Source organism: Kistimonas asteriae (assembly GCF_018263925.1).
Lineage (GTDB): Bacteria > Pseudomonadota > Gammaproteobacteria > Pseudomonadales > Endozoicomonadaceae > Kistimonas > Kistimonas asteriae.
In genome coordinates this window covers 178,667-204,886 of sequence record NZ_JAEVHF010000003.1, presented here as the reverse complement: position 1 = coordinate 204,886, position 26,220 = coordinate 178,667, and the positions used below count along the sequence as shown (strand labels likewise).

Annotated in this window: 17 protein-coding genes; 4 read left to right on the top strand and 13 right to left on the bottom strand. The window is 51.7% G+C overall.

The features are described 5' to 3' along the window. Positions 1–52 precede the first annotated feature (52 nt). Positions 53–973 (bottom strand): pilin, encoded by a 921-nt coding sequence (locus tag KHS78_RS22240; RefSeq protein WP_246506123.1) that lies wholly within the window; start codon positions 971–973, stop codon positions 53–55. Positions 974–1,228: 255 nt separating this feature from the next. Between KHS78_RS22240 and KHS78_RS05300 the strand changes: the two genes are divergently transcribed. Next, entirely contained in the window at positions 1,229–3,019 is a 1,791-nt protein-coding gene (locus KHS78_RS05300; protein WP_211825851.1) for an AMP-dependent synthetase/ligase, read from the top strand. A 74-nt stretch (positions 3,020–3,093) separates the two neighbouring features. On the opposite strand, the gene KHS78_RS05295 is transcribed toward KHS78_RS05300, so the two are convergent. Together KHS78_RS05295 and rhlB are read right to left on the bottom strand one after the other, a co-directional pair. After that, entirely contained in the window at positions 3,094–4,497 is a 1,404-nt protein-coding gene (locus KHS78_RS05295; protein WP_211825849.1) for a PhoH family protein, read from the bottom strand. Between the two features lie 271 nt (positions 4,498–4,768). Next, complete coding sequence (gene rhlB / locus KHS78_RS05290; protein ID WP_425513959.1) at positions 4,769–5,974, bottom strand: ATP-dependent RNA helicase RhlB; 1,206 nt, start codon at positions 5,972–5,974, stop codon at positions 4,769–4,771. A gap of 419 nt (positions 5,975–6,393) precedes the next feature. Here rhlB and KHS78_RS05285 point away from each other — a divergent pair, with 419 nt between their 5' ends. Then, on the top strand, positions 6,394–7,377 hold the full coding sequence (locus KHS78_RS05285; RefSeq protein ID WP_211825846.1) for a pyridoxal-phosphate dependent enzyme: 984 nt from the start codon (positions 6,394–6,396) through the stop codon (positions 7,375–7,377). Here the strand turns inward: KHS78_RS05285 and KHS78_RS05280 are convergent, their stop codons facing one another. Both KHS78_RS05280 and KHS78_RS05275 read right to left on the bottom strand, forming a co-directional pair. Continuing rightward, on the bottom strand, positions 7,378–7,632 hold the full coding sequence (locus KHS78_RS05280; protein WP_211825845.1) for a hypothetical protein: 255 nt from the start codon (positions 7,630–7,632) through the stop codon (positions 7,378–7,380). It lies immediately after the preceding gene. Positions 7,633–7,766: 134 nt separating this feature from the next. Beyond that, entirely contained in the window at positions 7,767–8,681 is a 915-nt protein-coding gene (locus tag KHS78_RS05275; RefSeq protein ID WP_211825844.1) for a glutaminase, read from the bottom strand. 301 nt (positions 8,682–8,982) lie between these two features. Between KHS78_RS05275 and KHS78_RS05270 the strand changes: the two genes are divergently transcribed. Continuing rightward, positions 8,983–11,763: a hypothetical protein gene (locus tag KHS78_RS05270; protein WP_211825843.1), complete on the top strand. Its 2,781-nt coding sequence runs from the start codon at positions 8,983–8,985 to the stop codon at positions 11,761–11,763. 181 nt (positions 11,764–11,944) lie between these two features. On the opposite strand, the gene pyrI is transcribed toward KHS78_RS05270, so the two are convergent. From pyrI to KHS78_RS05245, 5 genes are all read right to left on the bottom strand, one after another. After that, positions 11,945–12,406 (bottom strand): aspartate carbamoyltransferase regulatory subunit, encoded by a 462-nt coding sequence (gene pyrI / locus KHS78_RS05265; RefSeq protein WP_211825842.1) that lies wholly within the window; start codon positions 12,404–12,406, stop codon positions 11,945–11,947. A gap of 13 nt (positions 12,407–12,419) precedes the next feature. Beyond that, positions 12,420–13,343, bottom strand: coding sequence for an aspartate carbamoyltransferase (gene pyrB, locus KHS78_RS05260; protein ID WP_211825841.1), 924 nt, complete (start codon positions 13,341–13,343; stop codon positions 12,420–12,422). Between the two features lie 496 nt (positions 13,344–13,839). Continuing rightward, positions 13,840–16,953, bottom strand: a complete 3,114-nt coding sequence (locus tag KHS78_RS05255; RefSeq protein WP_211825839.1) for an efflux RND transporter permease subunit — start codon at positions 16,951–16,953, stop codon at positions 13,840–13,842. Continuing rightward, positions 16,950–18,182: an efflux RND transporter periplasmic adaptor subunit gene (locus KHS78_RS05250; protein ID WP_211825837.1), complete on the bottom strand. Its 1,233-nt coding sequence runs from the start codon at positions 18,180–18,182 to the stop codon at positions 16,950–16,952. The genes KHS78_RS05255 and KHS78_RS05250 overlap by 4 nt, the downstream gene beginning before the upstream one ends. A gap of 5 nt (positions 18,183–18,187) precedes the next feature. Further along, entirely contained in the window at positions 18,188–19,606 is a 1,419-nt protein-coding gene (locus KHS78_RS05245; protein ID WP_211825834.1) for an efflux transporter outer membrane subunit, read from the bottom strand. A 291-nt stretch (positions 19,607–19,897) separates the two neighbouring features. Here KHS78_RS05245 and KHS78_RS05240 point away from each other — a divergent pair, with 291 nt between their 5' ends. Next, the gene (locus KHS78_RS05240) at positions 19,898–21,766 is read left to right on the top strand and encodes a hypothetical protein (RefSeq protein ID WP_211825833.1); all 1,869 of its coding nucleotides are present in this window, start codon (positions 19,898–19,900) and stop codon (positions 21,764–21,766) included. Between the two features lie 21 nt (positions 21,767–21,787). Here the strand turns inward: KHS78_RS05240 and yfaE are convergent, their stop codons facing one another. The 3 genes from yfaE to nrdA form a co-directional block, all read right to left on the bottom strand. After that, entirely contained in the window at positions 21,788–22,081 is a 294-nt protein-coding gene (yfaE, locus tag KHS78_RS05235; RefSeq protein WP_211825830.1) for a class I ribonucleotide reductase maintenance protein YfaE, read from the bottom strand. A gap of 74 nt (positions 22,082–22,155) precedes the next feature. Continuing rightward, complete coding sequence (nrdB, locus tag KHS78_RS05230) at positions 22,156–23,286, bottom strand: class Ia ribonucleoside-diphosphate reductase subunit beta (RefSeq protein WP_211825828.1); 1,131 nt, start codon at positions 23,284–23,286, stop codon at positions 22,156–22,158. A 100-nt stretch (positions 23,287–23,386) separates the two neighbouring features. Next, the gene (gene nrdA, locus KHS78_RS05225; RefSeq protein ID WP_211825826.1) at positions 23,387–25,657 is read right to left on the bottom strand and encodes a class 1a ribonucleoside-diphosphate reductase subunit alpha; all 2,271 of its coding nucleotides are present in this window, start codon (positions 25,655–25,657) and stop codon (positions 23,387–23,389) included. Between the last annotated feature and the right edge of the window lie 563 nt (positions 25,658–26,220).

Below are 26,220 nucleotides of genomic sequence, written 5' to 3'. Positions count from 1 at the left end.
CTAACTGTGGGAGCTTTACAATGAATCCGCTCTCACAGTTAGACGATTGCTCTTATGGTGCGTAGCCAGGAGGCAGGGTATGCAGCATCCCTCTATTGGTTAGATCGGCTACAGTGCGCTGGTGCTCGGCAATAGCAGCCGGATTGAATTGTCCCCAGTCTAGAAATTGTGAAACGGTATGCATATGATTGTTTACGCAATAATGAATTATTCCACCATACCAGTATGCAGACATATCCCTACAGCCTCCTCGCCCGGTCATATCAATACCACCACTCGGTCCACTAGATGAAGGTGCTGGTGCTGGTGCTGGTGCTGGTGATGGTGATGGTGATGGTGATGGTGATGGTGATGGTGATGGTGATGGTGATGGTGATGGTGGGGGGGTGGGATTAGGATTTTTGGCAATCTCGTCAGTCAAATCTTTTTGTTTTTTCCACGTATCAACAGTCTCATTGAGATCTTTTGTGCATGCTCCAGGGAAGTAGTTAAATGTTTTTTCCTGATCCTCTACGCTAGGCATAGCGTATTCCATATTGAGCTTGGTCCAAACTTCCTTAGTGTCAGGATGTGCAGGAATGCATCTCCACCTTATCACACTGCTATTGGAGCTGATTGCATCGGCAAATAACAGCATACTGGCATTGCTGAGAGTTTCGTCGAATCTAACGTAGACGTGGCCCCCGCCCAGAAATACATGATCGACATGCATATTTTTGGGGTAATGAATAAATCCTTTTCCATCATCATTAATACCGAGATCACCAAAGGTTGTTGGCCAGCCACCAGCAGAGCTAAAGTATTCCATGGATTGCTGTTTGAAACCGCCTGCCAGCGCCAATCCTTCAGTGATTTTTGCTCGCGCTACGTAATTTTGATAGGCGGGAATAGCAATTGCTGACAGGATTCCGATGATGGCAACAACAATCATCAGTTCAATGAGTGTGAACCCTTTCTGAACTTTACGTTTCATGCCCATGTCTCACTAATAATGGTTTTATTAATTAATGCTAGTGGTTTTTTAATGGGGAATGTTTCATGGCTTTGGGCATTATTATGTCAATTAACAATCAAACTGTGTTTTTTTATTGTGAAATATTTTATTGGATGTTGAAATTAAATTTAATGGAAAAATATGAGTTGTCTGCGCTCACACCGTATTGACCGTATATTCCCTACACGACAGACTTGCATCCGCTCAATACGAGCGGATATTCCGGAATATTTCATGCAAAGCGTGACAGACTGGCACCTGGTTCGACTGTTTCATGAACGCGTCAGCCAATATCGTGACAGAATTGCCATCAGATACCAGCAAGGACGGTCCTGGAAAACCATTAACTGGCAGCAATTTGGCCATCGAGTCGATGCGTTAGCCTGCGCCTTGTTGCGCGAAGGGGTTGATGTACAGGATAAGGTGGGGATCTTCGCCCGTAATATGCCCGAGTGGACGATTGCTGATCTGGCGATCCTGTCCTGCCGGGCGGTGACAGTACCGCTTTATCCGACCAGCACGACCGGGCAGGCTCAATATATTATTAATGATGCTGAGGCCAGAATCCTGTTTGTGGGTGAGCAGGAGCAGTTTGACAAAGCCGTATCGCTTCTCTCTGATGCGTCGGTATTAGAAAAAATTGTCGTACTGGATCCTGGTGTGAATATTCGCGGCTGTCCGCATGCCGTCTATCTGACGGACTTTATCGGGTGTGCAACGACGACCGCTTTTCGTGATCTGCTGACCGAGCGGTTTGAAAGCAGTGATATGGATGATCTGGTCACCCTGATCTACACCTCAGGCACGACGGGTGAACCCAAGGGGGTGATGCTGGATTACCGGAATTTTGGCACTACCCTGCGCCTTCATGATCAGCGGTTGTTGTTGACGGATGCTGATGTTTCACTCTGCTTCCTGCCCCTCTGTCATGTATTTGAAAGAGCCTGGACGTTTTATGTCATGTATCGTGGCGCCACCAATGCCTACATTCGTGACCCTGCAGCGGTCAGGGACGCGCTGACAGTGGTGCGACCAACCGTCATGTGTGCCGTACCGCGTTTCTACGAGAAGATACATTCTGCGATTCTGGCCCGTGTTGAGCATGCGACACCTTTCAGAAAGCGCCTGTTCAGCTGGGCTCTGGCAACCGGTGAACGTTATTTTCACCGCCGACAGTCTGGCCGGTGGATAACTCCAGGGCTTCGGCTGGCACAGATGGTTGCTGACAAGTTGGTATTCCAGAAGTTACGTGCTCTGGTAGGCGGCAGAATGCGATTTTTCCCCTGTGCGGGTGCCAGGCTGGAAGACGACATCAACCTGTTTTTCCAGGTCATTGGACTGAATATCAAATACGGCTATGGCTTGACAGAAACAACGGCAACCGTCAGTTGTTATGATGACGCCATTACGCTGGGTTCGATTGGCAAGCCATTGCCGGAAGTGGATATCAGGATCGGTGCAGATAATGAAATCCAGGTGCGCGGTGGTACTGTGATGAGAGGCTATTACCGTAAACCTGAAGCAACCCGTGAAGCGTTCATCGACGGCTGGTTCCGAACGGGGGATGCTGGATATATTGATGACCAGGGTAACCTGGTCATGACGGAGCGCATCAAGGAATTGATGAAAACGTCTGGCGGCAAGTATGTTGCGCCACAGGTAGTCGAAGGTACCATTGTTCGTGATCATTTTGTTGAGCAGGTCGCGATTATTGCGGATGCCCGGAAATTTGTATCCGCCTTGATTGTGCCGGCTTATGAAGCACTGGAAGAGTATGCACGATCCATGGGCGTGAAGTTTGAATCGCGGATGGACCTGATTCGTGACCAGTCGATTCAGGCGTTGTTTCAGCAGCGTCTGGAAAGCCTGCAGAAGGAACTGCCCCGTTTTGAGAAAGTAAAAAAATTTACATTGCTGCCACGGGAGTTCTCGCTGGATCTGGGTGAAATGACACCTACTCTCAAGCTGAGAAGAAAAGTGATCATGGAACGGTTCGGCAAGGAAATTGAGGCAATGTATACCTGATCAGGTTTCATTGTGCTTATAAAAAGGCCTGATGAGTTCATCATCAGGCCTTGTTTGTTTATACAACGTATAACTTACAGATTTTCTTCCGCGAAGGCTGCCAGTGCAGAGCGGGGAACCCCTTCGAGTTGCACCATTCCGCCGAATTCAAACCCTCTGAACCGTCCAGTCAGGTAAGTCAGTCCAGAACTTGTCGGGCTGAGGTACGGCGTATCAATCTGAGCCAGGTTGCCCAGACAAATCACCTTGGTGCCCATCCCCGCGCGCGTGATGATGGTTTTCATCTGGTGCGGTGTCAGGTTCTGGCATTCATCAATGATGATCAGGCTTTCCTGAAAACTTCTGCCCCGTATGTAATTCAGTGATTTGAAGTGAATGGGCACCTGATTGAGGATGTAGTCCACACTACCATTGGTGTTTTCGTCATCCCGATGCAGTGCCTCCATGTTATCCGTGATCGCACCTAGCCAGGGTTCCATTTTTTCCTGTTCTGTACCTGGCAGATAGCCGATATCTTCATCCAGACCACGCGTACTGCGGGTCGCGATAATACGACGGTATTGCTTGGAGGCGACCGTCATTTCAATCGCTGCAGCGAGTGCCAGAATCGTCTTGCCGGAACCGGCCGGGCCATTCAGGTTGACCAGCTGTATATCCGGGTCGAGTAACAGATGCAGGGCAATCGCCTGGTGGATGTCCAGTGGCTGCAGCCCCCAGGCTTTTTGATGCATCAGGCTTTCTTCGGATAAATGTAATAGCCTGATTTTGTCGTCTGTTGCCTGTATGACGCGTCCCACAAAGCCTTGCTCATCAATGATGAACTCATTGACGGTGATCTCTTCGAGGATACCGGTCCGGGGAAGCGTATGGTACGTGTGACCGTTAGTCTGCTCCGTATTCACCTGGTCTACGTTATCCCAGAAGCTGCCTTCGACCTCCAGAAAGCCCTTGCTGAGCAGGTTGACGTCTGAGATCTGCTGGTCGTTATGGTAGTCCTCTGCAGGAATGCCACAGCCACGCGCCTTGAGGCGCATGTTGATATCTTTGGTGACCAGAACAAACTCGCCCTCAGGACGTGCTTTCTGCAGTTGACAGATGTCGTTGATTATCTGGTTGTCGTTGAGGTTGTTGGAGAGGTGCGTGAGGTTATCTTTGGCGTGTTCCATCATGATGGAGAGTGAACCCTGCGGCGGATCCTGCTCGCCTCGCGTGATGGGAACGCCACGGCCAATCTCTTCCGGGCTGGCATTGCCGACGATATTGTCAATCAATCGGATGGCTTGCCGGCAGTCTGCCGCGATAGTCTGTTTGCTGTTCTTGAGGTGGTCCAGTTCCTCCAGGACGGTCATCGGGATGATAACGCGGTGTTCGTCGAAATTGAGTAGAGCGTTTGGATCGTGTATGAGAACGTTGCTGTCCAGTATGTAGGTGGTTGTTTGAGGGGACGTGATCGATTCAAGCTTCACTGCTCGAGGCATATTAGCAGCTCCTTTCGATAGTAGGATCACCGGCCTGGGAACAGTCCATATTGCCCAGACCTGATTTCATTATGAGATAAAGATTCGTGAGCATGCAAGTGATGCTTATAATCTCTAGCAATAAGAAATCGCCAAGTCTGGTCTGGATTTGTCAGAACGTTCTGGAGGGCTTGCTGGGTCTGGGTTTGTGTATTTTGAAGATGGCACGCAGCCACCAAAAAGGATGGGCGTGCCTTGATAAGAGATGCTGGAAAACTGGCGCTTGCCCGCCTCAGCGGCTGAGCAGTTCGTCAGGAGGTGATGTCATTTTGAGCTTGTCGCCCAGCAATTCTTCCAGTGTGGGGATCAGGAATGCGTCATCTTCACAGGCAAAACTAACCGAGATGCCGCTAGCACCTGCCCGTCCGGTTCTGCCGATACGGTGGACATAGTCTTCCGGGTCTTCCGGCAGGTTGTAGTTGATGACATGGGATATGCCGTCAACGTGGATACCGCGGCCCGCAACATCCGTCGCTACCAGTACCCGGATCTTGCCATTCTTGAAATTCTCCAGTGTGCGAATGCGTCTGTTCTGGGGGATTTCGCCGGACAACATGTCAGAGTTGATCCCGTCTTTTTTCAGCTTTTCTGTCAGGCGACGCGTCTGATCCCGTCGATTGGTGAACACGATCACCCGATCCAGCTTCTGCCGGGTAATCATATTATGGAGAATCCGGTACTTTTCCTCGGTGGATACAATGTAGACCTTCTGTTCAACATTGTCCGTGGCTACGTGATCCGGCTCAATTTCAACCCTGACAGGATGCCAGGTCCACTGTTCTGTCAGGCGCATAACGTCGTCGTTAAACGTAGCCGAGAACAATAATGTCTGCCGGTCACCGGGGCGAGGGGTCGCACGAACAATGCGGCGTACCTGGGGAATGAACCCCATATCCAGCATACGGTCAGCTTCATCCAGCACCAGTGTTTCCACCAGGTCCAGGTAGACGTCACGCTTCTCGTTATAGTCCAGCAGGCGTCCTGGAGTGGCGATCAGGATATCAACAAAGTTTTCCTGCAGGTGCTTGCGTTGTTTTTCGTAGTCCATACCGCCAACCACCATGACGACATGCAGGTCTGTATAACGGGTCAACGCCTTGGCATCTTCACAGATCTGGATGGCCAGTTCCCGGGTTGGTGCAACGATGACTGCACGGGGTTCGCCCAGATAACGTTCTGCGGGCGGAGGGGTGTCCAGCAGTTGTTTGATGGTGGCAATCAGAAAAGCAGCGGTTTTACCGGTACCGGTCTGAGCCTTGCCGATGGCATCCTGACCTTCCATGGTTGAGCCCAGGACCTCTGCCTGAATGGGCGTACAGTAACGGAAACCCTGCTCCTGGATCGCTCTCATGAGTGGTGCGGGCAGATCAAAGTCGTGAAAACGGGTTTTGCCTTTTTCGGGGGGAACTTCAAACTGGCTGATATCCCAAGGGGACATGGCCGGTTTCTGGCTGTTGCGCGGCCGGTTATGCCGGGACTGCGGCTTTTTACCGGGCTTGCCGCCACGGTTGCCCTGGCGTCCTGGCTTCTTGGCTTGCCGGGGCGCAGTGTTGGCAGGCTGTTCTTTCGGCGCCGGCGACTTTTTGCGAAAAATGTTCAGGAAACCACTCAAAATTACTGTCTTTCCTTGCACGGCCTGCTGGTATCAGAGAGCAGGAGACCAATAAAAATAAATAGCTGGATAACTAACCCGCTAAGGGAGCAGTGTCAGCCTTGATAACATAATGGATGAAATACTACAGCCTTGTCGCGATATTGCCTAGTTGAACAGACAGTTATGTCATGGACTTTAGTACCTCGCACTCTAGACTTGGTCAAGGTGACAACAGCCCGAAATCTGTTACATGGGGTAAAGGCATGGTTAACAGTCTTTTATGGGTGGCGCAGGCTGAACAGAAGTTATTGGCTGAATTGCCTGGGCAGACACCATTACTGAAACTTGATGTCCTCCGTCCTGGAGGGCAGAAACTTTATCTCAAGGATGAGTCCTGGAATCCAGTGGGTAGCTGGCGCCAGCGGGTAGCGCGTGTGCTCTTTCTGCAGGCGCTGAGCCAGCGTCAGCTGGAGGCAGACAAGCCAGTTATCAGTAATTCACCACCTGCGATGGCCATCGCGGAAGCGTGGTATGCGCAAATGTTAGGCCTGCCGTATGTTGCTGTTATTCCTGATCATTGCCCCTTGAAGGAGTCCATGCAAATTGAGTTCTGTAGTGGTATTTGTCACAGGGTGGCACTGGATACGTTGCAGGATGCGACGAAAGAGGTCGCATCCGAGTTAACCGGCGTGCAGTTTAATAACTTGACCACCGATGCCAGTCTTCTAAGAACAGCGGCAGAGCCGTTGGTACGTGAAACACAGGAGCAGCTGATTCAGAGCTCATCAGAGAGCTCGGGAATGACCTTTCTGATCGGTGCATCGGAACAGGAGCTTAATAAGGCTTTGGACGTATTGCATGATGAATCACGTTGTAACCAGGCACAGTATGTCATGGTTGCAGGGATGGATTATCAGCAGCGGGATATCAATGCGCAGCATTTAGAGGGAGCGCTGTCTGAAATCTCACCGGCAGCCTCTCAAGCGGGTGTTGAGTGGCTGAACGATTTGACCGGTCGCCGCTTTTCACTTGAAACCGGCGCTGCCTATGTTGCCATCATGGAAGGAGGAACCCTGCTGGATTCTGCTAACTACCTGGTGATCGTTGCCGAAAGCGCTGGGTGCCATGAGTCAGACCAACTGATGACACGAACCAAGCGTGAATGGCTGCGCTACCGTGAGTCATTCCAGCTTGAGCGGTGGACGGAAAAACTCGCCCATCCACCGGGTGAGCCAGAAACGGACTGATCAGAAATGCTGTTTCATGAAGGTGAAGTTTGCACGGCTCTTGCGGTTCACTTTTTCGACCTTATGGCGCCGATCCATCTCCTCTTCTTCAGTGTCTCCAAGGCAGGGATCCAGCTGCCGTTCAACAACCGGCGTAACAACCACATACATATTACAGAAAATATGCCGACTCGCTGAGAGATTGCCCATGGCCGGGCACAGCCCCAATGACGGGGGCTGACTCATCGTAACAGGGGATATTGTCAAATCACTCATGATAGTACCTCGTATTTCAGAACTGCCATCAAGCGCCATGAATACCCTTGAATAAGCCTGGAATTCCGGTTTCTCATGAATTTTGACTGTCTAGCGCCCTCAGGGTTCCCAGTTTAGCAGCAATTGCCGGTTTGTCAGAAAATAGCCAGCCCGGTTTTCTGGCAGAACAGCTCCAGAGCCCGCATGCCTGCCAGGGAGTTCCCCTTGGGGCCCAGGGCTGGGCTCCAGACGCAGATACTCATCTGCTTGGGCACAATGGCCACAATGCCCCCGCCAACACCACTTTTGCAGGGTAGGCCAACATGAAAGGCAAATTCGCCCGCTTCATCATAGGTGCCACAGGTCATCATCAGCGAGTTGATCCGGCGGGTCTGGTGGCTGGACAGAATCGGGCTGACGCTCCCCGGCATCCGGCCGGCATTGGCCAGAAAACGGAAGGAACGCGCCAGATCCATGCAGCTCATAGCCAGGGAACACTGGTAGAAGTATGTACTCAGGATCTGTTCGGTATCGTTGGCGATATTATCAAAACTGCACAGGTAGTTGATCAGTGCCCGATTTCGGTGGCCATGGGCCAGCTCGGAGCGGCAAACCTCTTCATCGCAGGTGATGTCCGGGTTGCCGGCACAGCTTCGGGCGAACTCAAGGATGACGTCGACCGGATCGCTGGAGCGGCTGATAATGCTATCAGTGATCACTAATGCGCCAGCATTGATAAATGGGTTTCGGGGAATACCATGCTCATATTCCAGCTGGGACAGGGAATTAAAGGCATTGCCAGAGGGCTCGACCCCAACCCGGTTCCACAGGTCGTCATCGCACAGACGCATGGCCAGCGCCAGATTAAAGACCTTGGAGATACTCTGGATAGAGAAGGGTTTAAAGGCGTCACCGGCGGCAAAATCCTCGCCATCCATGGTGCTGATGGCGATGCCAAACTGGCAGGGATCGACTGCCGCCAGCGCAGGAATGTAGTCCGCGACAGCGCCTTCCCCCAGCGTCGAGCGGATCTCTTCAATGATTTCTTCAAGTATTTTCTGATAGTACATGGATGACAACGCAGCTATCCGCAACCAGCTCTGATTAAAAGGCTGTTCTTATACCACTTTGGTAAAATTGGTGCAAAAATCCCGCTTGCAGAGCATATCTTTTCACTCAAGTTCATAAATCATAATAACACTCCTCTGGAAGTGTGTGGTGAATTTGATTAATTAAAAGTAGGTGTTTTCCGTATGGGATTCTTTGTTGTATTTATCGGATTTTAAATGTTGCTCAACTGCTAGTGTTACCATGCAGGGTTAAAAACAGTTTCAGTATTAATAACGTAAAATGAACTAGTGAAAGATTTAGGTGTCTAAATACATTAATAATATAATTACTATGGTGATTATGGTGGATAGAAAATTACCATCATCTTCAGATGGTCAAAATTACTTTTGTGTAAGAAACTACGAAAGAAATGGTTATTGTGGCAATTCCGACAATGGAGGGGAAGTTCTCGATTGTTCGTATAAATCTGATTCGTATGGTATCCCTTATTCACCTGGAATTAGTTTATCGCAAAGAAAAATAAGTGTTCTCAAGAAAATATGGTTATATATAAAGATACTGTGGTATAAGTTCCTTACGTGCTGTTGCTGTTGTTGTTTGTCTGCAGGAAAAAAAGAACAGTGGGAAAATAAAGTTTTTGCTTTAAAGTCTGAATGTGATTCTAACAACCAAGTCTCTCCTGTAAGTTCAAAGGCTTCGTTTTCTTATAGTAATGGTTTCAACGCAAGTCCGGTTGTAAGTCAACAACGTATTTCTCAGTATCAGGTATCTGGTCAAAGTAGGCAACGTGTGTGGTCAATGTCATCTTCCGTAAGCAATGATACTCCTTACGTGGAGTATCATTCTGGCAGTGAGTCATCGGTTTCGCCTGAGTCTTTAGATTACCGTTGGCAATCTGGAAAATACCACGATTCACTAAGAGACCCTCTTCAGGGACGGCATGATTATGCTGATAGAACATTCGCGGATCCTTTTGATCCGGAGAAAGTTGTCTTTTCTGAAACAAAGGCGCTTTGCTCTGTAGAGGTTAATGAGCAATCTAAATACTATCCCTGTGAGCTTCATAAGGATGAATCGCAGGGTGAGGATTCCGTACTGTTTTCTCGTGTTGAGAATCAGGATGGGGCAATTGGGGGGGAGCCATTTGATAAGAAGTTCGATTTTGAGCGGCCTGAAGATGATGGTGGGGAATGGCATCGGGTGGAATCACCGGATAGTAATTCCTTCATGTTTCCTCATGATGTTCGACCGGAGGACGGAGTCAGTGATACCCAACCGCATTGGATGGGGGGATATTTAGAGCAATATTCTCAAGCCGACATGTGCTCGTTAGATGTAGAGTCTATGTTGATGCCTGATGAGAGGAGCATGTCACCACATGATGCGAAAAGCAGTTTTAATCATCCGGTATTTTTTTCTGAAATAGTTAAGGTGGAGGATGAACCCATCATCGCAGAAATTGGCTTAGAGAGTGATCAGTCTGAGTCTCTGCAGAAGCCTGGAGCAATAGATCCAAGCTTGGAGTTCGGTGCGTTTGAAGAAGAGACCCCGATTAAAAAAGAGCAAGATATTTCTGGAGAGGATTTATATGAGGTCAAAAGTACCAGTGATGACTCTGTGCCAATGAGTTTGCAAGCATCAGGTGATGAAGCAATGACTTCATTAATGGCGACGTTTGAGCATGGCTCTATAGCGCAGGTAACGGGCGCTTCTTCAAGTGAGGTTGTAGAAAGTGAGCAAGGTATCCCTGCTATATCTGGCCATGGCCCCGCTTTTGCGAAAGACAATTATACCAGAGAGCAGTTGATTCAAATGGTCAAGGCTAATAATCCGATTTTGCCTAGAGTACATGAGAAGATCGGAAAGCAGTGGGGAGAATTTTTTGATATCAAAAGTATCTTTGGGCTTTGCCAGCCTGAAACGCTACCTTATGAAAAGAAAATTGAAACAGGTCATGGCATTTGGGTGATTAGAGATGAGGTGTCGAAAGACGACTTTTCTCAATGCATGGCAATTGTGGATAAACATATAAAAGTTGTTAGAACATCGGAAAAAAGTATCCATGAGATTAAAGAAGACGTAGAAAAAAGTCTGATATTTATGAGAGAAAGCTTAAGCAAAGTTGGTGTACAGAAAATAACATTTATACCCGCAGCGTTGGCTGAAATCTTTTTTGTTAATCTGGTGGTTAGAGAAGATGTTGCCAGACTTCATTGTTTAACACCTGAGAAGCCAGTGATAGAGTATGGGCTTAACAGCTGGACTGCGTTGACTATTGAAGGTGAGCAAAAAGCTGAAGTGTTATCACATAAGAAGCCTGAAATGGATGGTCAGGAGGGGGTGTTAAGACAGAAATATCGATTTAACCAAGCGTTAGCGGAATGGCTGTGTCACGAGGGCGCGGTGTTGACATTTGGAAGAATTCAAGAGTTAGCCAGAGAAAATTGTCTTGAGTTGCAACAATTTGCTACGGAGCAGGGAAAAGAACTGTTTGCTGGTTATTCACCACCAGGTAGTATTTATAAAGCTATTCCTTACATGCCATCAATATTGTTTGTGGATGATAAACGTTTTGATTTTGTTTCATGTCGTATATGTAGTAAAGTTGACTTTCAAATGATTGATAATGCAATAAAGATTCAGTGTCATGAAAAGGCATACGGTTATATTCCTTTATATCGTGGCGGACACTTGCATAGGGATGACGTAGTGAATGATGGAGGTGGGGCGTATGCGCTTTCTTATGGTGCAAGCTTATTTGCAGGTTTTATTCATGATCAAAAAGCATGTTCGTTCAATTACATGAAGCTTGAATATAACGATGCCTATGCGGTTCTGCATGATAATGCCTTTAGAAAAAGTCCATTCCGCATTGATCCGGAATTTGATTTGATGGCTCAACTATTTTCTGCTGGCGAAAAATTTCATGGGAAGACTCGCGTGCCCCAAGGCATGACAGCTGATGCGGGCTATTATGACCCTGTTTCCATGACGCCTAGTATGTTTGTAGATACGGATATGTCATTTTTGAGGTATGTTTTTTTTGATGCTATGAGTCGCGCACTGTTGCTGAAAGAGTAGTTTGTTTGGCTTGGTTTTTAGAATGTCACTTTGTTCCTCTAATGAATAAATGTGTCCAGTTTTCTTGATAGATGACTGATTCTTTTAACTATTTTTCTATAACACTTACAATAAGCAGCTTCCTAAAATGGAAACTGCTTATTTTTAGTTTTTCTTGTGCTTTTGAAAGCGTATTAGTAGGTTAAATTCCCGCCACAATATCCTTACTGAAACTTTTTTCGCAATATTTGCACTTCATCTGCAGAGACTCTTTGGTCTGACGCAGGGAAAAGTAGGTTTGCACTGGCTCATTGTGGGTGATGCAGTTGGAGTTCGGGCATTCGAACACCCCTTCGATGGACTCAGGAATGCTCATTTCGAACTTGTTCTGTACTTGATATTCATCAATGACGTTGATGGTCGCCCCTGGCGCGAAGATCGCCAGTTCGCTAGCTTCCTTTTCGTTGAACAGGCGGTTTTCGACCTTGATGATATCCTTCAGCCCCAGGTCCTTGCTGGGCAGGTTGAAACCGACGGTAATGCGGACATTGGTACCCAGCAGCTGCAGCTGCTTGAGGATCTTGATGCCCTGGCCGGCCGGGATATGGTCGATCACGGTGCCCTTGCGGATCGCTTCTACCTGGAGTTTATGCTTCTCAACCATGATGTCCTGCTCCTCAGATCGTTTCGTTCAGTACCAGCGCCAGCAGCGCTTCCCGGGCGTAGACACCGTTTTCCGCCTGCTGGAAGTAGTAGGCGTAAGGGGTGTTGTCCACATCCACGTTGATCTCATCCACCCGGGGTAGGGGGTGCAGGATGCGCAGGTTTGGCTTGGCTTCTTTCAGGGTTTCCGCACTGAGGATGTACTGGGAGGCGATCAGCTTGTACTCGGTCTCGTCGAAACGCTCTTTCTGTACCCGGGTCATGTAGATGATATCTACATCGTGGGCGATCTCTTCAATGCTCTGGGCGGTGCGCCAGGTGATGCCTTTCTCGTCCAGTTCTTCCAACAGGTAGTCCGGCATGGCCAGGGCGTCAGGCGAGATGAAGGTGAATTCGGCGTTGAAGTGGCTCATCGCCTGAGTCAGGGAGTGGACGGTGCGGCCGTATTTCAGGTCACCGACAAAGGCGACTTTGAGATTGTCCAGTTGCCCCTGGCATTCGTGGATGCTGAACAGGTCCAGCAGCGTCTGGGTCGGGTGCTGGTTGGAGCCGTCGCCACCGTTGATCACGGGAACACTGGCGAACTCGGAGGCGACGCGGGCCGCGCCTTCCTGGGGGTGACGCATGACGAAGGCATCGGTGTAGGAAGAGATCACCTGAACCGAGTCCGCCAGGGTTTCACCCTTCTTGGCCAGTGAGGTGTTGCTGCCATTATCAAAACCGATGAAGGTGCCGCCCAGTCGCTGCACGGCAGTTTCGAAGGAGAGCCGGGTCCGTGTGGACGCTTCGAAGAAACAGCTGGCAATGACCTTGCCTTTTAGCAGATCCGGCCGGGGTTCCTTTTTGAGGGTTTCGGCGGTGGACACAATCAGCTCCAGCTCCTCACGGGTAAGCTCGGGGATGGAAACAATGTGTTTCTGGTAGAGAGGATTAGCCATGTTTCAGCGCACCTGTCCTTTTCCTGGGTGAAGTCTGAAAGCCAGCTGCCGATCAGGCAGGCGGTTTCCCTGTTGTGGGTCGAGCGTATTGCGGTCAAAAAAAAGCCCCTGAAATAAGGGGCTTTTTAAAATGAATAGTGATAAATGGTGAATAACAGCGCAGGGTTCAACACTGTGTGCCATTCGGTGTGCGTTTGTGCGTGCGGCGCAAATCATCACTGGCGGTTAACCCCTGTTGCAAAACGATTCAGAAAACACGTCCGGCCAGACGGCTTCGGACAAATTGTGCGGCATTATACGGATGGCCGGTGCCGGGTCAAGCCGATTTTCATATGTTTGGGTCTGACGCTGGCCGAAGCGTTCTGACCATATTCTCTCAATGTATCCCGTAGGCCGGCGGCTGGCAAGGGCATTGCGTGGTTGCAGAGTCAGTTACGCTTGCTTGGTGGTCAGTACACCGGACAGTATCAGGGCTGTCCGGTGTAAGGTGGCATGTTTACGGGTTGCTGGCGGTTTGATGGTCTGAGTCAGCGGCAAAGAGCGCCTTGATGTCTTCCAGAATGCCATACAGGCAGGGCAGCAGAACCAAGGTGATCAGTGTTGCAAACAGGATGCCGAAACCGAGCGAGATCGCCATCGGTATCATGAAGCGCGCCTGGCGTGAGGTTTCGAAGATCATGGGGGCAAGACCGCCAAACGTGGTGATGGTGGTTAGCATGATCGGCCGGAATCGCCGGACACCGGCCTGCTTGATGGCTTCATAACCATCCAGCCCTTTCTGTCGCTGCTGGTTGGCATAATCAACCATGATCAGGCTGTCATTCACAACCACGCCGCACAGGGCGACAATGCCGAACAAACTTACCATGCTCAGGGTATAGCCCATCAGTACATGGCCAATCACCGCCCCGACAACACCAAATGGTATCACCGCCATCACGACAAATGGCTGCGAATAGCTGCGGAACGGAATAGCCAGTAACAGATAAAGCATCATCAGTGCCAGAGCACCACCCGTTACCATGCTGGAGAGGCTTTCCCGTTCATCGGCCTGGCGTCCCTGCAGGCTGATATCCAATGCCGGGTAAGCTGCCTGAAGGTCGGGGAATACCGATTTTTCCAGGGCGGCAATGACCTGTGGGGTCTTGCCCAACGGTGTGACATCCGCTCTGATATCCACGGTTCGGCGGCCGTTGCGGCGATTGATCGTAGAGGCGGACTCATCACGAATCACGTCGGCTACCTGGAACAGTGGCACGTCGTTACCCGTGGGGGTGCGGATCATCAGCTGCTCAAGATCATACTCGCTGATGCGCTGCTCTTCCGGCAGCCGGACCATGACTTTGACTTCATTACTGCCCCGCTGCTGGCGGAAGGCCTGGGCGCCATAAAAGGAGGAGCGAACCTGGCTGGCCAGATCTCGGGCAGTCAGCCCCAGGCTACGACCTTCCGGGCGAATCTTGAAGCTGAGCTGGGGCTTGCCGCTGGCAAAGGTGTTCTCAATGTCGGAAACACCCTGGAACTGGGCCAGATCCTCGGCCAGTTGTTCACTGGCGGCTTTCAGCAATGCGGTATTGCGATGGCTCAATTCAACGGTCAGGGCAGAGCCGCCGCCAGGTCCTCGTCCTGTGGCGGAGAAGGCCAGTCCCTGAATACCGGGTATCTGTCCGACAGCTTCTCGCCAGAGTTGGGTGACGTCGGTGGTGCTGATTGGCCGGATACCATTTTCCTGCAGGTGCATGAACACCTTGACTTCATTGCTGTTGATCCGGGCTTCGATGCTGTTCAGTAGACGGTCGCCGCCATTGTTTTCAGCGACCTGATGGGCCGCCGTTTCCAGCTGTTCGCGTATGGCTTCAGCCTGGCTGAGAGGGTTGCCGTAGGGCAGGGTGGCGGTCGCCGTGGCGCGGTCGGATTCGGTGCGGGGCATGAGGGTAAAGCCCAGCCGTCCGCTACCCATGAAGGCAATGGCAATCATCAGCAGTGCAATGCCAATAGCCATGGTCAGATAGCGATGGTGCATGATCTGTGCGATGGCTGGCTGGTAACGCTGCTGGATAAACCCCTGCAGGCGACGATCCACGCTTTCCTGAAACTGATCCAGTCGGCGACCGAGCTGGCTGGCCGGGCGCTTCTTCATCCAGGCCAGGTGTGCTGGCAGGATGAACAGGGATTCAATCCAGGAAATCAGGAACACACTGATCACCACGATGGGAATCACCATGAAGATCTTGCCCAGGAAACCGGGCAGGAACAGGATCGGCAGGAAAGCGACCACATTGGTGAGAATGCTGAAAGTCAGAGGGACGGCCACTTGTCTAGTACCGACAATGGCAGCTTTGTGGAAATCCATGCCCTGCTGCATGTTTTCATAGATGTTTTCGCCGGCGATGATGGCGTCATCCACCACGATACCCAGGGCAATGATAAAGGCGAACATCGACACCATGTTGATGGAGACACCCAGCCCGGGCAGTATCAGCAGCGCGCCCAGGAATGAGATGGGAATGCCCATGGTGACCCAGAAGGCCAGCCGGAATTCCAAAAACAGGCCCAGTACGACCAGTACCAGCAGCAACCCCATAAAGGCGTTTTTCAGCAACAGGTCCATCCGTGCACGGTAGATGTCTGAATCATCATCCGCAACGACCAGGGTGATGCCTGGTGGCAGTTCTGCGGTAATGCCCGGCAGTGCGTCATGGACCGCATCGGAAATCCCAATAGGCGTCTGGTCACCGACCCTGTACACCGTGATGGCGATGGACGGGTTGCCATTCCAGGTGTTGTAGACATCGCTGTCTTCAAAACCATCGTTGACAGAGGCGACATCGCCCAAGGTCAAGAGGCCGCCTTCAGGCGTAGTGAGCAATGGAATGCCGGCAAACTCCTGGGCCCAGTCGCGACGCTCCTGAACCTGCAGGCTGATTTCGCCCCCTTCCGTCTTCAGGGTGCCGCCGGACAGGTCCAGTGCACTGTTACGGATCGTATTGGCGACGTCCGTCAGGGTCAGCTGGTAACGGCGCAGGGTGTCGCGATTGACTTCCACCTGGATTTCGTAATTGCGCGCACCATCCAGTTCGGCCTGGGTAATACCCGGTGACTGCAGTAATCGATCACGGATAGCCTCTGCCTGTTCCCTCAGGGTGACTTCATTCACATTGCCGTGCAGTACCAGGTCTAATACCGCATGTTTTCTCCCGCCCAGACTGACGACCGGTTTTTCGGCTTCTTCCGGAAAGGTACTGATTCGGCCGACGGCCTGTTCAATCTCCTGCAGGGTACGGTCGGGATTGGCGCCGTTCATCAGTTCCGCAGACACCATGGCGCTGCCTTCGCTGGCACGGGCGGTGATCTCCTCAATGCCTTCAATACCGCGGATTTCATTTTCGATCGCCAGGACAATCCCCTGTTCCACCTCTTCCGGTGTCGCGCCGGAGTAGGCGACGCTGACATTGACCATGTCCAGGGTGAATTCCGGGAAGACTTCCTTGCGGATTTGCATCGACAGCATCAGGCCGCCGATCAGCAGAAACAACATCAACAGATTGGGTGTGACCCGGTTGTTGACCATCCAGGCAATGGGGCCGCGGTTCAGGGAGGCTCGGCTCATAGGGGCTGCTTCCTGCCAGAGCGGGCCGCACCGGCCAACTCATGATTGTCAGTGGTGTCCTCTCGTGTCCGCAGGGGAAGTCCCGACACTGGGGCTGGCAGGGCGGAGGTAATGATGCTTTCACCGGAGGCAATGTCATTGGCAATCAGCACGGTGTCCTGGCCGGTAAACAGCGGAGTAACCGTGCGTACTTCCAAGGTGTTGTTATCACTCATCAGCCAGACGGTATTACCGTTGTGGAGGTGCTCCCTGGGTAGGGCGACCACATTGGCGATGGTTGGGCCCTGAATGTCTGCACGCAGGTAGTCATTGACGCGTATGGCAGGTTTCTGGCGATTCTCCGGTTTCTGCGCCAGCGGATCCGGAATGGTAATCAGAACACGGGCCATACGGGTGCCGGTTTCCAGACTGGGCGAGACTGACAAGACATACCCTTGCCTGAACTGGTTGTCAGGCCAGGACGGGCTGTAAACCCTGACGGGAGAGCCGCTGACCGAGTCTCCGCCGGTTAGCCATTGCAATTGCTCGACGGGCACGCTGGCTTCCAGGCGGAATTCTGAAATATCGACCATGTCCAGCAGTGCTGTGGAGGTGTTGACGAAACTGCCCAGCTCGACATTCAGGCTGACAACCTGGCCATCAAACGGCGGTTGAATCGTTGTACGCTCCAGCGACAGGTTGGCTTGCGCCAGATCTGCTTCTGCCAATGCCAGCGCGGCTTCGGCCGCCTGCAATTGAGGTTGACGCAAGACCAGGCTTTCATCCGCAGGCGACAGCTTGCGCCCTGTCAGTTCATACTCGCGGCGGGCGATGGCTTGCTGGCCCTGCTCCAGCAACAGGTCGGCATTGGCTTTGGCGACATTGCTGGCCATACGCTTCCGGGCGATGCGGTAATCACGGTCATCCAGGCGGATGACGGTTTCATCGACGCTGATGGTATAACCGGGCACCAGTGCCGAACTGACCTGGGTAATTTCCCCACTGACCTGCGGATACAGTGTCACCTGCCGTTTTGCGACCACTTGTCCCATGACTTCAACGACAGGGCGATGTTCAGTTTTTTCAAGCTGGAGTGTGTCAACCAGTCGCGTGTTGTCAGGCAGTGCTGCGGTGCCCGCTCGGGGCGGACTTTTCAGCAACAGGGCCGAAATGGCCAGCCCGACCAGGAGGATAACCACCGGAAGAGCCCGTTTGATCAGGCGGGTTTTGGTTGTGGATTGCATGGTCATAGTCTTCATACCTCCTGGCCTGCAGGGGGGGCGTTGGGTTCCGTGTGATCCGATTGCCAGCCGCCAGCCAATGCGCGATAGAGGGCGATTCGGTATTCAATCAGCTGGCGTTGAGCTGTCAGACGCTGGCGTTGCAGATCCTGCAGGCTCTTCTGTGCCTGCAGGACATTGAGGTAGTCCGTGGCACCTTTCGCATAGCGCAGTTGGGTCTGGTCAAGAATTTGTGCGGCCAGGGTCACTTGCTGTGTCAGCTGTGTCAGATACGCCTGCTGGTGGTCTTCACGGACCAGGGCGTCTTCGACTTCGCCGAGGGCGTCCAGAACGGTCTGGGTATAGGTCTGGACAGATTCCTGTAAGGCATAAAGCGCCCGGTCGGCTTCCGCCTTTCGCTGCCCGCCATCAAACAGGGGGGCCGTGATGCCACCCAGCAGGCTGGCCGCCCAAGTGTCAAACAGGTTATGCCAGTGGTCACTGGCCGTGGTTAATGAGGCCGTGAGGGTCAGGCGCGGCAGGCGATCCGCACGGGCCACTACGACGCCCTGGCGTTGGGATTCGACCTCAAACCAGGCTTGACGCAGGTCTGGCCGACGTTCGGTGAGCGTTGCGGGCAGGCCGGTATCTGGCAGATCCGGCAGCGCTGGGAGAGCGGCTGGATGCCAGGTCAGGGGGGCTGATGGCGCCTGACCGGTCAGGATATTGAGCTGGTGGATCAGCAACTGCTGTTGAGCTCTGGCCTGGATAATATCCGCTTCAATGGCTTCCAACTGAAGCTGTTGCTGCATGACATCCGTGGCGGGTGCGCGACCTGATTGATAGCGAAAATCTATCAATTTTAGTGTTCTGGTCAGATTGTTCCGTTGTTCTGCCAGCAATGTGAGTTGGTTGGCCTGTTCCTGCAGGGCATACCAGGTATTGGCCAGGGTCGCTGCCAGAGTCATGGTGGCGGCATCCAGCGATTCCCGACTGGCCAGCCAGTCGAAACGGGCGCTCTCACGGATGGCCTGGTTTCTGCCCCAGAAGTCCAGCTCATAGGCGGCTTCCAGGCCAAGGCTGTAGTCGGTGCTGTTACCGAGGGTGATGCCGTTGTCTGCCCGGGTTCTTTTCCCGCTGCCTGAAGCGCTGATATCTGGAAACAGGGAGGCACCGGCTTTTTTTGCCTGAGCTTCCGCCTGGTTCAGACGCTCGCGGGCAGCCTGCAGGGAGTAATTTTGGGTAAATGTCTGCTGCATCAGTGCCTGGAGTTGTGGGTCTTCGAAGTCCAGCCACCAGTCATTGCCCAGCTCGGCGGTGCCTTGGGCGGTGAACTGCTCGGGCAGTGGCAGATCGGGTGCGGTATCTGGCGGCGTAAGCGCGCACGCTGTCATAAGCAGACAGAGCGCCGCAGTGCCCAGCGTTGGCAGGATGGTTCGTGGTCGTTGATGCATAGGGTGTTGTGGTGTGTCCCGGATACAGCTTTTTGGAATATGGACAGAGTGTCTCAGAAGAAGTTCTAAAAAGATTGCCGTTATTTTTACTTTTTGTAACGAAGTTTCACAAGGATTTTGTGCAAATGATTCTCAATAACGGTTGATATGTTGATCTTTCTCAATACCGTTCAGCGTGGCTTCTAGACTTTAGTAGAAGGGTTTCACCAAGGTCTGATTGAGCAAAGAGGCATAGGTGTCACAATAATGGAGTCATAAAAGGAAAATAACTTATAAAAGAAGGAGATAACCATGCCTGAATTTCCTAGGTCACCGACTCGAACTGACAATCATATAACCAGGACTCCACCCGCAACTAAAAAAAATACGGATCCTGTATCTACAGGTGATGCGTTTGGCTTGCCTAGAACGGTGTCAGCTGTTGATGATTTAAAACAGCTGAGGGCTAGCCTTAAAAAAAGTACTGTTCAGATACCTCCAAATTTACTGACGCTGGCTGATCGGACAATTACATTGCTGGAGACTGGTCAGGATCATAAAGGCATGGCTCAGCGAGTGATTGGTGTACTTCAAAAGGCGTTGGGTGTCAGTCGGCCAGCTGAGTCACCAGTTGTTACTCAATCCAATGTCAGTGTGAAGAAGCAGCAGGCTAAGTCTAACCCAGCGGGTACGGGGCCTAAACAAACCGTAGCCATGACCAAACCGACAGAAAGGCAAACCGCTGACACGAAGAAAGCAAAGACCGCTGGCGACATTAAAACAGGCACAGCGATGCCCAAGTGGAAACAGGATCTGATCAACAGCAAGAACGCTAAACCGGCTGGGGGCGATGCTATCACCGAACCCAAAACAGAACCTGTACCGAATAAGCAGACAGTGCAGAGTCAATCATCAGCGTTGAAGCCGGCGGTGATGACAAAACCGCCAGTAAAGAAAAACACTACGACGAGTGTAGAGACGACAGATAAGCCTAAATCCAACACTACGATGCCTCAATGGAAACAGGATCTGATCGATAATAAGCAAGCAAAAGCGAGAGGCGGTAATTCTGCAGGTCAACACGAAAAACAGTCTGTTGCTGAAGTAAAGACATCGCCGAGCCTGGCGCCAGTTCAGAATGCACAAGCTTCTTTGGCTAATGAGGCGCCACCACCACCTCCTCCACCTCCACCACCGCCTCCACCACCGCCACAGACGCCGCCGGTATCTGATAAGGCATCGGAGCAGGCAGGGAAAAGTGATGATAAGCCTGAATTTTTGGATCAAATAAAAAAACTTGGTATTGGTGATAACGGTACGGCAGGTTTTTTTGCAAAGAAAAAGCCGGTGGTAAGTACAGATAATCCAAGAGCTACAGATGCTTCAAAAACGAATAAGAGCAATATGAGTGCGGATCAATATCTGAGTGGAGCCTCTTGGGAAACTTACAAAAAGCACTTGGGTGACGCCATTATTGATGCTAAAGGTCGAGATACTGATGATCCTCACTTGAATGCTCTTATGGCCAAGCATGCAGAGTATAGTGGTCATACGGGTTATACTGAAACGGTTGGCCAAGTGTTGGACGAAAAGTCAGAGAGATACGTGGATGTAACATCAAAAACCAGCAACTATTCCGCCTATGTGGCAGGGCGTAATCGACGTATGAAGATTGATGGCTCTCCAACTAATGACGGACTTCGCGAAACGCAGACTGACCCTAGTAATGATTTTAATCAATCTATATGGGCGTATTTGGATATCTATCTCAATGAATTGATTGAAGAAGCAAAAACGCTTGAAGAAGCAAGAAAGGCTGAGAAAGCACATAAACCTGGAGAAACAACTCAGGAGCCTATTTCGTTGGATGTTTTAATGAAGCAACGATTTAAAATAGGAGCTGCGATCCAAAGTCCTGCTCAGTTCTTTTCATCATGGCCTGAGCTATCTGATCTGCTTAAGACTATGGATCTTTCAGTGGCGGATCTTAAGGTAGAGGATATCAAGACAGCATTTATTGAGATTCTGATTTCTGGTGATGCTAAACAGAAAGATCGTCAATGGGCATCTATTACGTTAAGAAATGAAAAGGCACATCGTGGATTTGAAAAGAAATGCGATGATGAGAGTTACCGGAATTATATCTCTGGACTAGAGAAAAGAGCCGGAAAATCTGAGTAAACACACAGCAGAGTGCGGGCTTTAGGCCGTGCTCTGTTTATTCTGTAACATATGCAATGGCTGAGGTAGCTCAATCGTTATATCAGACAAAGGGTGGCAGCAGCAGGGGAGTATTTTGCCTTCCGGAACATAGGCAATAGGTTCTTCCCGATATTCAATCTCACCTTCCACCAATTGAATTTGGCAACAACCGCAAAATCCTTGACGACATTGGTATTCCAATTCAATGTCCTGGTGTTCTAAGGCTTCCAACAGTGTATGTTCCGAGCGGGGTAGGAAGCTGTAACCATCGACGATCTTAACGATGTTTGCCATCGTACCTCTTCCTTGCTGTCGCCCGGTGCCGGGGCGGGTGAAAAAAAAGCGCCCGGATGGGCGCTGTCAGCAGGTTACAACGAGAAATCACTAAAGTCTTCAGACTGCAGGTCGCTGTCGATCTGACCCACCAGGTAGGAGCTGACTTCAACTTCCTGAGGAGCCACCTGAACGTTATCGCTGTTCAGCCAGCTGTTCATCCAGGGCAGTGGATTCTGTCGGATGTTGAAGGGCGCATCAAAACCGATGGCCAGCATCCGCTGGTTCGTAATGTATTCAACATACTGGCTGAGAATATCCTTGTTCAGGCCGATCATGGAACCGTCCTTGAACAGGTATTCCGCCCATTCTTTTTCCTGCTCGGCGCCGGCGATGAAGATTTCGCGGGCTTCTTCGCGCAGTTCTTTGGCAATCTCAGCCATTTCAGGATCATCCTTGCCTTCGGCCATCAGCTGCAGGATATGCTGGGTGCCGGTGAGGTGCAGGGCTTCGTCCCGGGCAATCAGCTTAATGATCTTGGCGTTGCCTTCCATGGTGGCGCGTTCGGCAAAGGCGAAGCTGCAGGCAAAACTGACGTAGAAGCGGATCGCTTCCAGTACATTGACGGACATCAGCGTCAGGTACAGTTTGCATTTGATGTCGCGGACAGAGACGTTGATGGTCTTGCCATCCACCTCATGAGAACCTTCGCCCAGGGTGTGATACCAGTGGCAGGCTTCAATTAGGTCGTCATAGTAACAGGTGATCGCCGTGGCCCGTTTGGTGATGGCGTCGTTGGACACGATGTCATCAAAGACTTCTGCCGGGTTGGGCACCACGTTACGCATGATGTGGGTGTAGGAGCGGGAGTGGATCGTCTCGCTGAAGGCCCAGGTTTCAATCCAGGTTTCCAGTTCAGGCAGGGAGACCAGTGGCAGCAGCGCCACGTTGGGTGAGCGCCCCTGGACGGAATCCAGCAGGGTCTGGTATTTCAGGTTGCTGAGGAAAATGTGTTTTTCGTGTTCAGGCAGACCGTTGAAATCACTGCGGTCATTGGAGAGATCCACTTCCTCCGGACGCCAGAAGAACGACAGCTGCTTTTCGATCAGTTTCTCGAAAATGCTGTAACGCTGGACGTCGTAGCGCGACACGTTCACGTTGCGGCCGAAAAACATGGGCTCGCGGGTGGCGTCGAACTGTTCCTGGTTGAAGGTTGTATAAGCCATAGTCGGTCAGGTTGTCCTCAGCGGCAGGCCGCCGGAAGTCAGTTGTCTTGTCGGTCAGTGGCTGTCGCCCTGTGGACGACAGCCATTGTTTTTATCGGTCTTAGATCTTGCAGGCGCCGCCAGCGCAGTCGTCGTCTTCTTTATGGTTTTCGTCCGCCGCGCCATCACGGGTGTTGTGATAGTACAGGGTCTTGACGCCGAGCTTGTAGGCGGTCAGCAGATCTTTCAACAGCAGTTTCATCGGGACTTTGCCCCCTTCGAAACGGCTGGGATCGTAATTTGTGTTGGCAGAGATGGTCTGGTCGATGAACTTCTGCATGATGGCGACCAGCTGCAGATAACCGTCGTTGCCGTTGATATCCCAGAGCAGCTCGTAGTTATTGCGCAGACGCTCGTATTCCGGCACCACCTGCTTGAGGATACCGTCCTTACTGGCCTTGACGCTGACATAGCCACGGGGCGGCTCAATGCCGTTGGTGGCATTGGAAATCTGCGAAGAGGTTTCGGATGGCATCAGTGCTGTCAGCGTGGAGTTGCGCAGGCCGTGGGCCTTGATCGCTTCCCGCAGTGCTTCCCAGTCGTAGTGCAGGGGTTCATCGCAAATGCCGTTGACATCGTCCTTATAGGTGTCGATCGGCAGAATGCCCTGGCTGTAGGTGGTTTCGTTGAATTTCGGGCAGGCGCCCTGTTCCTGTGCCAGGCGATTGGACGCTTTCAGCAGGTAGTACTGAATGGCTTCAAAGGTCTTATGGGTCAGGCCGTTGGCGGAACCATCGGAGTAACGGACACCGTGCTTGGCCAGGTAATAGGCATAGTTGATGACACCAACACCCAGCGGTCTGCGCCCCATGGTAGAGGTGAGGGCGGCTTCAACCGGGTAATCCTGGTAATCCAGCAGGCTGTCCAGGGCGCGGACAATCAGGTCGGCCAGGTCTTCCAGCTCATCCAGATTGTCCACTTTGCCCAGGTTGAAGGCGGCTAGAGTGCAGAGGGCGATTTCCCCTTCCGGATCGTTGATATCCTTCAATGGCTTGGTAGGCAGAGCGATCTCAAGGCAGAGGTTGCTCTGGCGTACGGGCGCCACGGCCGGATTGAATGGGCTGTGCGTATTGCAGTGATCCACGTTCTGCAGGTAGATACGGCCGGTACCCGCGCGTTCCTGGGCAAACAGGGAGAACAACTCCATCGCCTTCAGGGTCTTTTTGCGGATCGATGGATCCTGTTCGTACTGGGCGTACAGAGCTTCGAACTTTTCCTGATCGGCAAAGAAAGCATCATATAGCCCAGGCACATCGCTGGGTGAGAACAGGGTGATGTTGCCGCCCTGGATCAGGCGCTGATACATCAGGCGGTTCATCTGGACGCCGTAGTCAATATGGCGCACCCGGTTTTCTTCGACGCCGCGGTTGTTTTTCAGGACCAGCAGGTTCTCAACTTCATAGTGCCAGAGTGGGTAGAACAGGGTTGCAGCCCCACCACGCACGCCGCCCTGGGAGCAGGACTTCACTGCAGTCTGGAAATACTTGTAGAACGGAATACAGCCCGTATGGAACGCTTCACCGCCGCGGATGGGACTGCCAATGGCGCGGATGTTACCGGCATTGATGCCGATCCCGGCACGCTGGCTGACATATTTTACAATGGCGCTGGCCGTGGCGTTGATGGAATCCAGTGAGTCGCCGCATTCAATCAGGACACAGGAACTGAACTGGCGGGTTGGGGTACGCACGCCAGACATGATCGGGGTCGGCAGCGACAGCTTGAAGGTGGACACGGCGTCATAAAAACGCTGGATGTAATCCATCCGGGTGTCTTTTGGGTAGCCGGAGAACAGACAGGCGCCGATCAGCATATAAAGGAACTGCGGGCTCTCAAAGTATTCGCCGGTGACCCGGTTCTGCACCAGGTACTTGCCTTCCAGTTGCTTCACGGCAGCATAGCTGAAGTCCATGTCGCGGCTGTGATCCAGGAACTGGTCCATGGCATCAAACTCTTCCCGGGTATAGTCCAGCAGCAACTGATTGTCGTATTTCTTCAGTTCCACCAGGCGGACGACGTGATCGTAGAGCGCCGGCGGCTCAAATTGACCGAAGGCTTTCTTGCGGAGGTGGAAAATGGCCAGGCGGGCGGCCAGATACTGGTAGTCAGGGGTTTCCCGGGAGATCAGGTCGGCAGCGGATTTGATCAGGGTCTCGTGGATATCGACCGTCTGGATGCCATCGTAGAACTGAATATGGGATTTCAGCTCGACCTGGGAGACAGACACATTGTCCAGCCCGTCGGCGGCCCAGGCGATAACGCGATGGATCTTGTCGAGGTCCAGCCGGTCCTTTTGTCCGTTACGCTTGGTGACCTGAAGATTTTTGTTCATGAAGCCCTGTACCTGTGATCACTATATGTTGTGGTGCCTGAAAAAGGTGGTAAGCAAACTTAATGCCTGTTGGCAGTCTGTATGCGGGCACCGGCGACCTATTGTGTGCTGTTTCGATGGCGCAAGAATGCCGCACTGACTGCCGGGTAAGCTGCCGGCGGATCAGTGATTATTGGTTCATTCATGGAACCCCTCCCTGGTTTTTGACACACTGCGCAAGACCCTGTTGCTCTACTTATTCGTGGTCCGGTGTCATCCTTGCCGACCTGAGGCCGATTTGCAGGATCTACAACATATTGGGTAATTAAAACGTATAAACACAAGATAAAGCGGTATGGTCAGATTTTCAAGTTGGGGCATACCCGGGAGGACTGTGTATAAGGTGTGAGTAATTGCAAAAGGGTTAGTGGTCGCACACGCAAGAATTTCGATTCCAGCGACGCTCGTTGAGGATTAGGTCAGTGTACAACCCTGATCTTTGGGAGCACTATATTTTTTTTCAATCAACTTTTGCCCAGGGATAGATTTTTTCTTTAATTCAGGTTCTAGGCGGCTCCACTATA

Bases quoted from the DNA above. Each gene is read 5' to 3' on its own strand.
- KHS78_RS05280 (WP_211825845.1), bottom strand. From the start codon at position 7,632: ATGAGTGATTTGACAATATCCCCTGTTACGATGAGTCAGCCCCCGTCA.
- nrdA (WP_211825826.1), bottom strand. From the start codon at position 25,657: ATGAACAAAAATCTTCAGGTCACCAAGCGTAACGGACAAAAGGACCGG.
- rhlB (WP_425513959.1), bottom strand. From the start codon at position 5,974: ATGTCCCCTTGGGATATCAGCCAGTTTGAAGTTCCCCCCGAAAAAGGC.
- pyrB (WP_211825841.1), bottom strand. From the start codon at position 13,343: ATGGCTAATCCTCTCTACCAGAAACACATTGTTTCCATCCCCGAGCTT.
- KHS78_RS05275 (WP_211825844.1), bottom strand. From the start codon at position 8,681: ATGTACTATCAGAAAATACTTGAAGAAATCATTGAAGAGATCCGCTCG.
- pyrI (WP_211825842.1), bottom strand. From the start codon at position 12,406: ATGGTTGAGAAGCATAAACTCCAGGTAGAAGCGATCCGCAAGGGCACC.
- KHS78_RS05245 (WP_211825834.1), bottom strand. From the start codon at position 19,606: ATGCATCAACGACCACGAACCATCCTGCCAACGCTGGGCACTGCGGCG.
- KHS78_RS05295 (WP_211825849.1), bottom strand. From the start codon at position 4,497: ATGCCTCGAGCAGTGAAGCTTGAATCGATCACGTCCCCTCAAACAACC.
- KHS78_RS05240 (WP_211825833.1), top strand. From the start codon at position 19,898: ATGCCTGAATTTCCTAGGTCACCGACTCGAACTGACAATCATATAACC.
- yfaE (WP_211825830.1), bottom strand. From the start codon at position 22,081: ATGGCAAACATCGTTAAGATCGTCGATGGTTACAGCTTCCTACCCCGC.
- KHS78_RS05255 (WP_211825839.1), bottom strand. From the start codon at position 16,953: ATGAGCCGAGCCTCCCTGAACCGCGGCCCCATTGCCTGGATGGTCAAC.
- KHS78_RS05300 (WP_211825851.1), top strand. From the start codon at position 1,229: ATGCAAAGCGTGACAGACTGGCACCTGGTTCGACTGTTTCATGAACGC.
- KHS78_RS05285 (WP_211825846.1), top strand. From the start codon at position 6,394: ATGGTTAACAGTCTTTTATGGGTGGCGCAGGCTGAACAGAAGTTATTG.
- nrdB (WP_211825828.1), bottom strand. From the start codon at position 23,286: ATGGCTTATACAACCTTCAACCAGGAACAGTTCGACGCCACCCGCGAG.
- KHS78_RS05250 (WP_211825837.1), bottom strand. From the start codon at position 18,182: ATGACCATGCAATCCACAACCAAAACCCGCCTGATCAAACGGGCTCTT.
- KHS78_RS22240 (WP_246506123.1), bottom strand. From the start codon at position 973: ATGAAACGTAAAGTTCAGAAAGGGTTCACACTCATTGAACTGATGATT.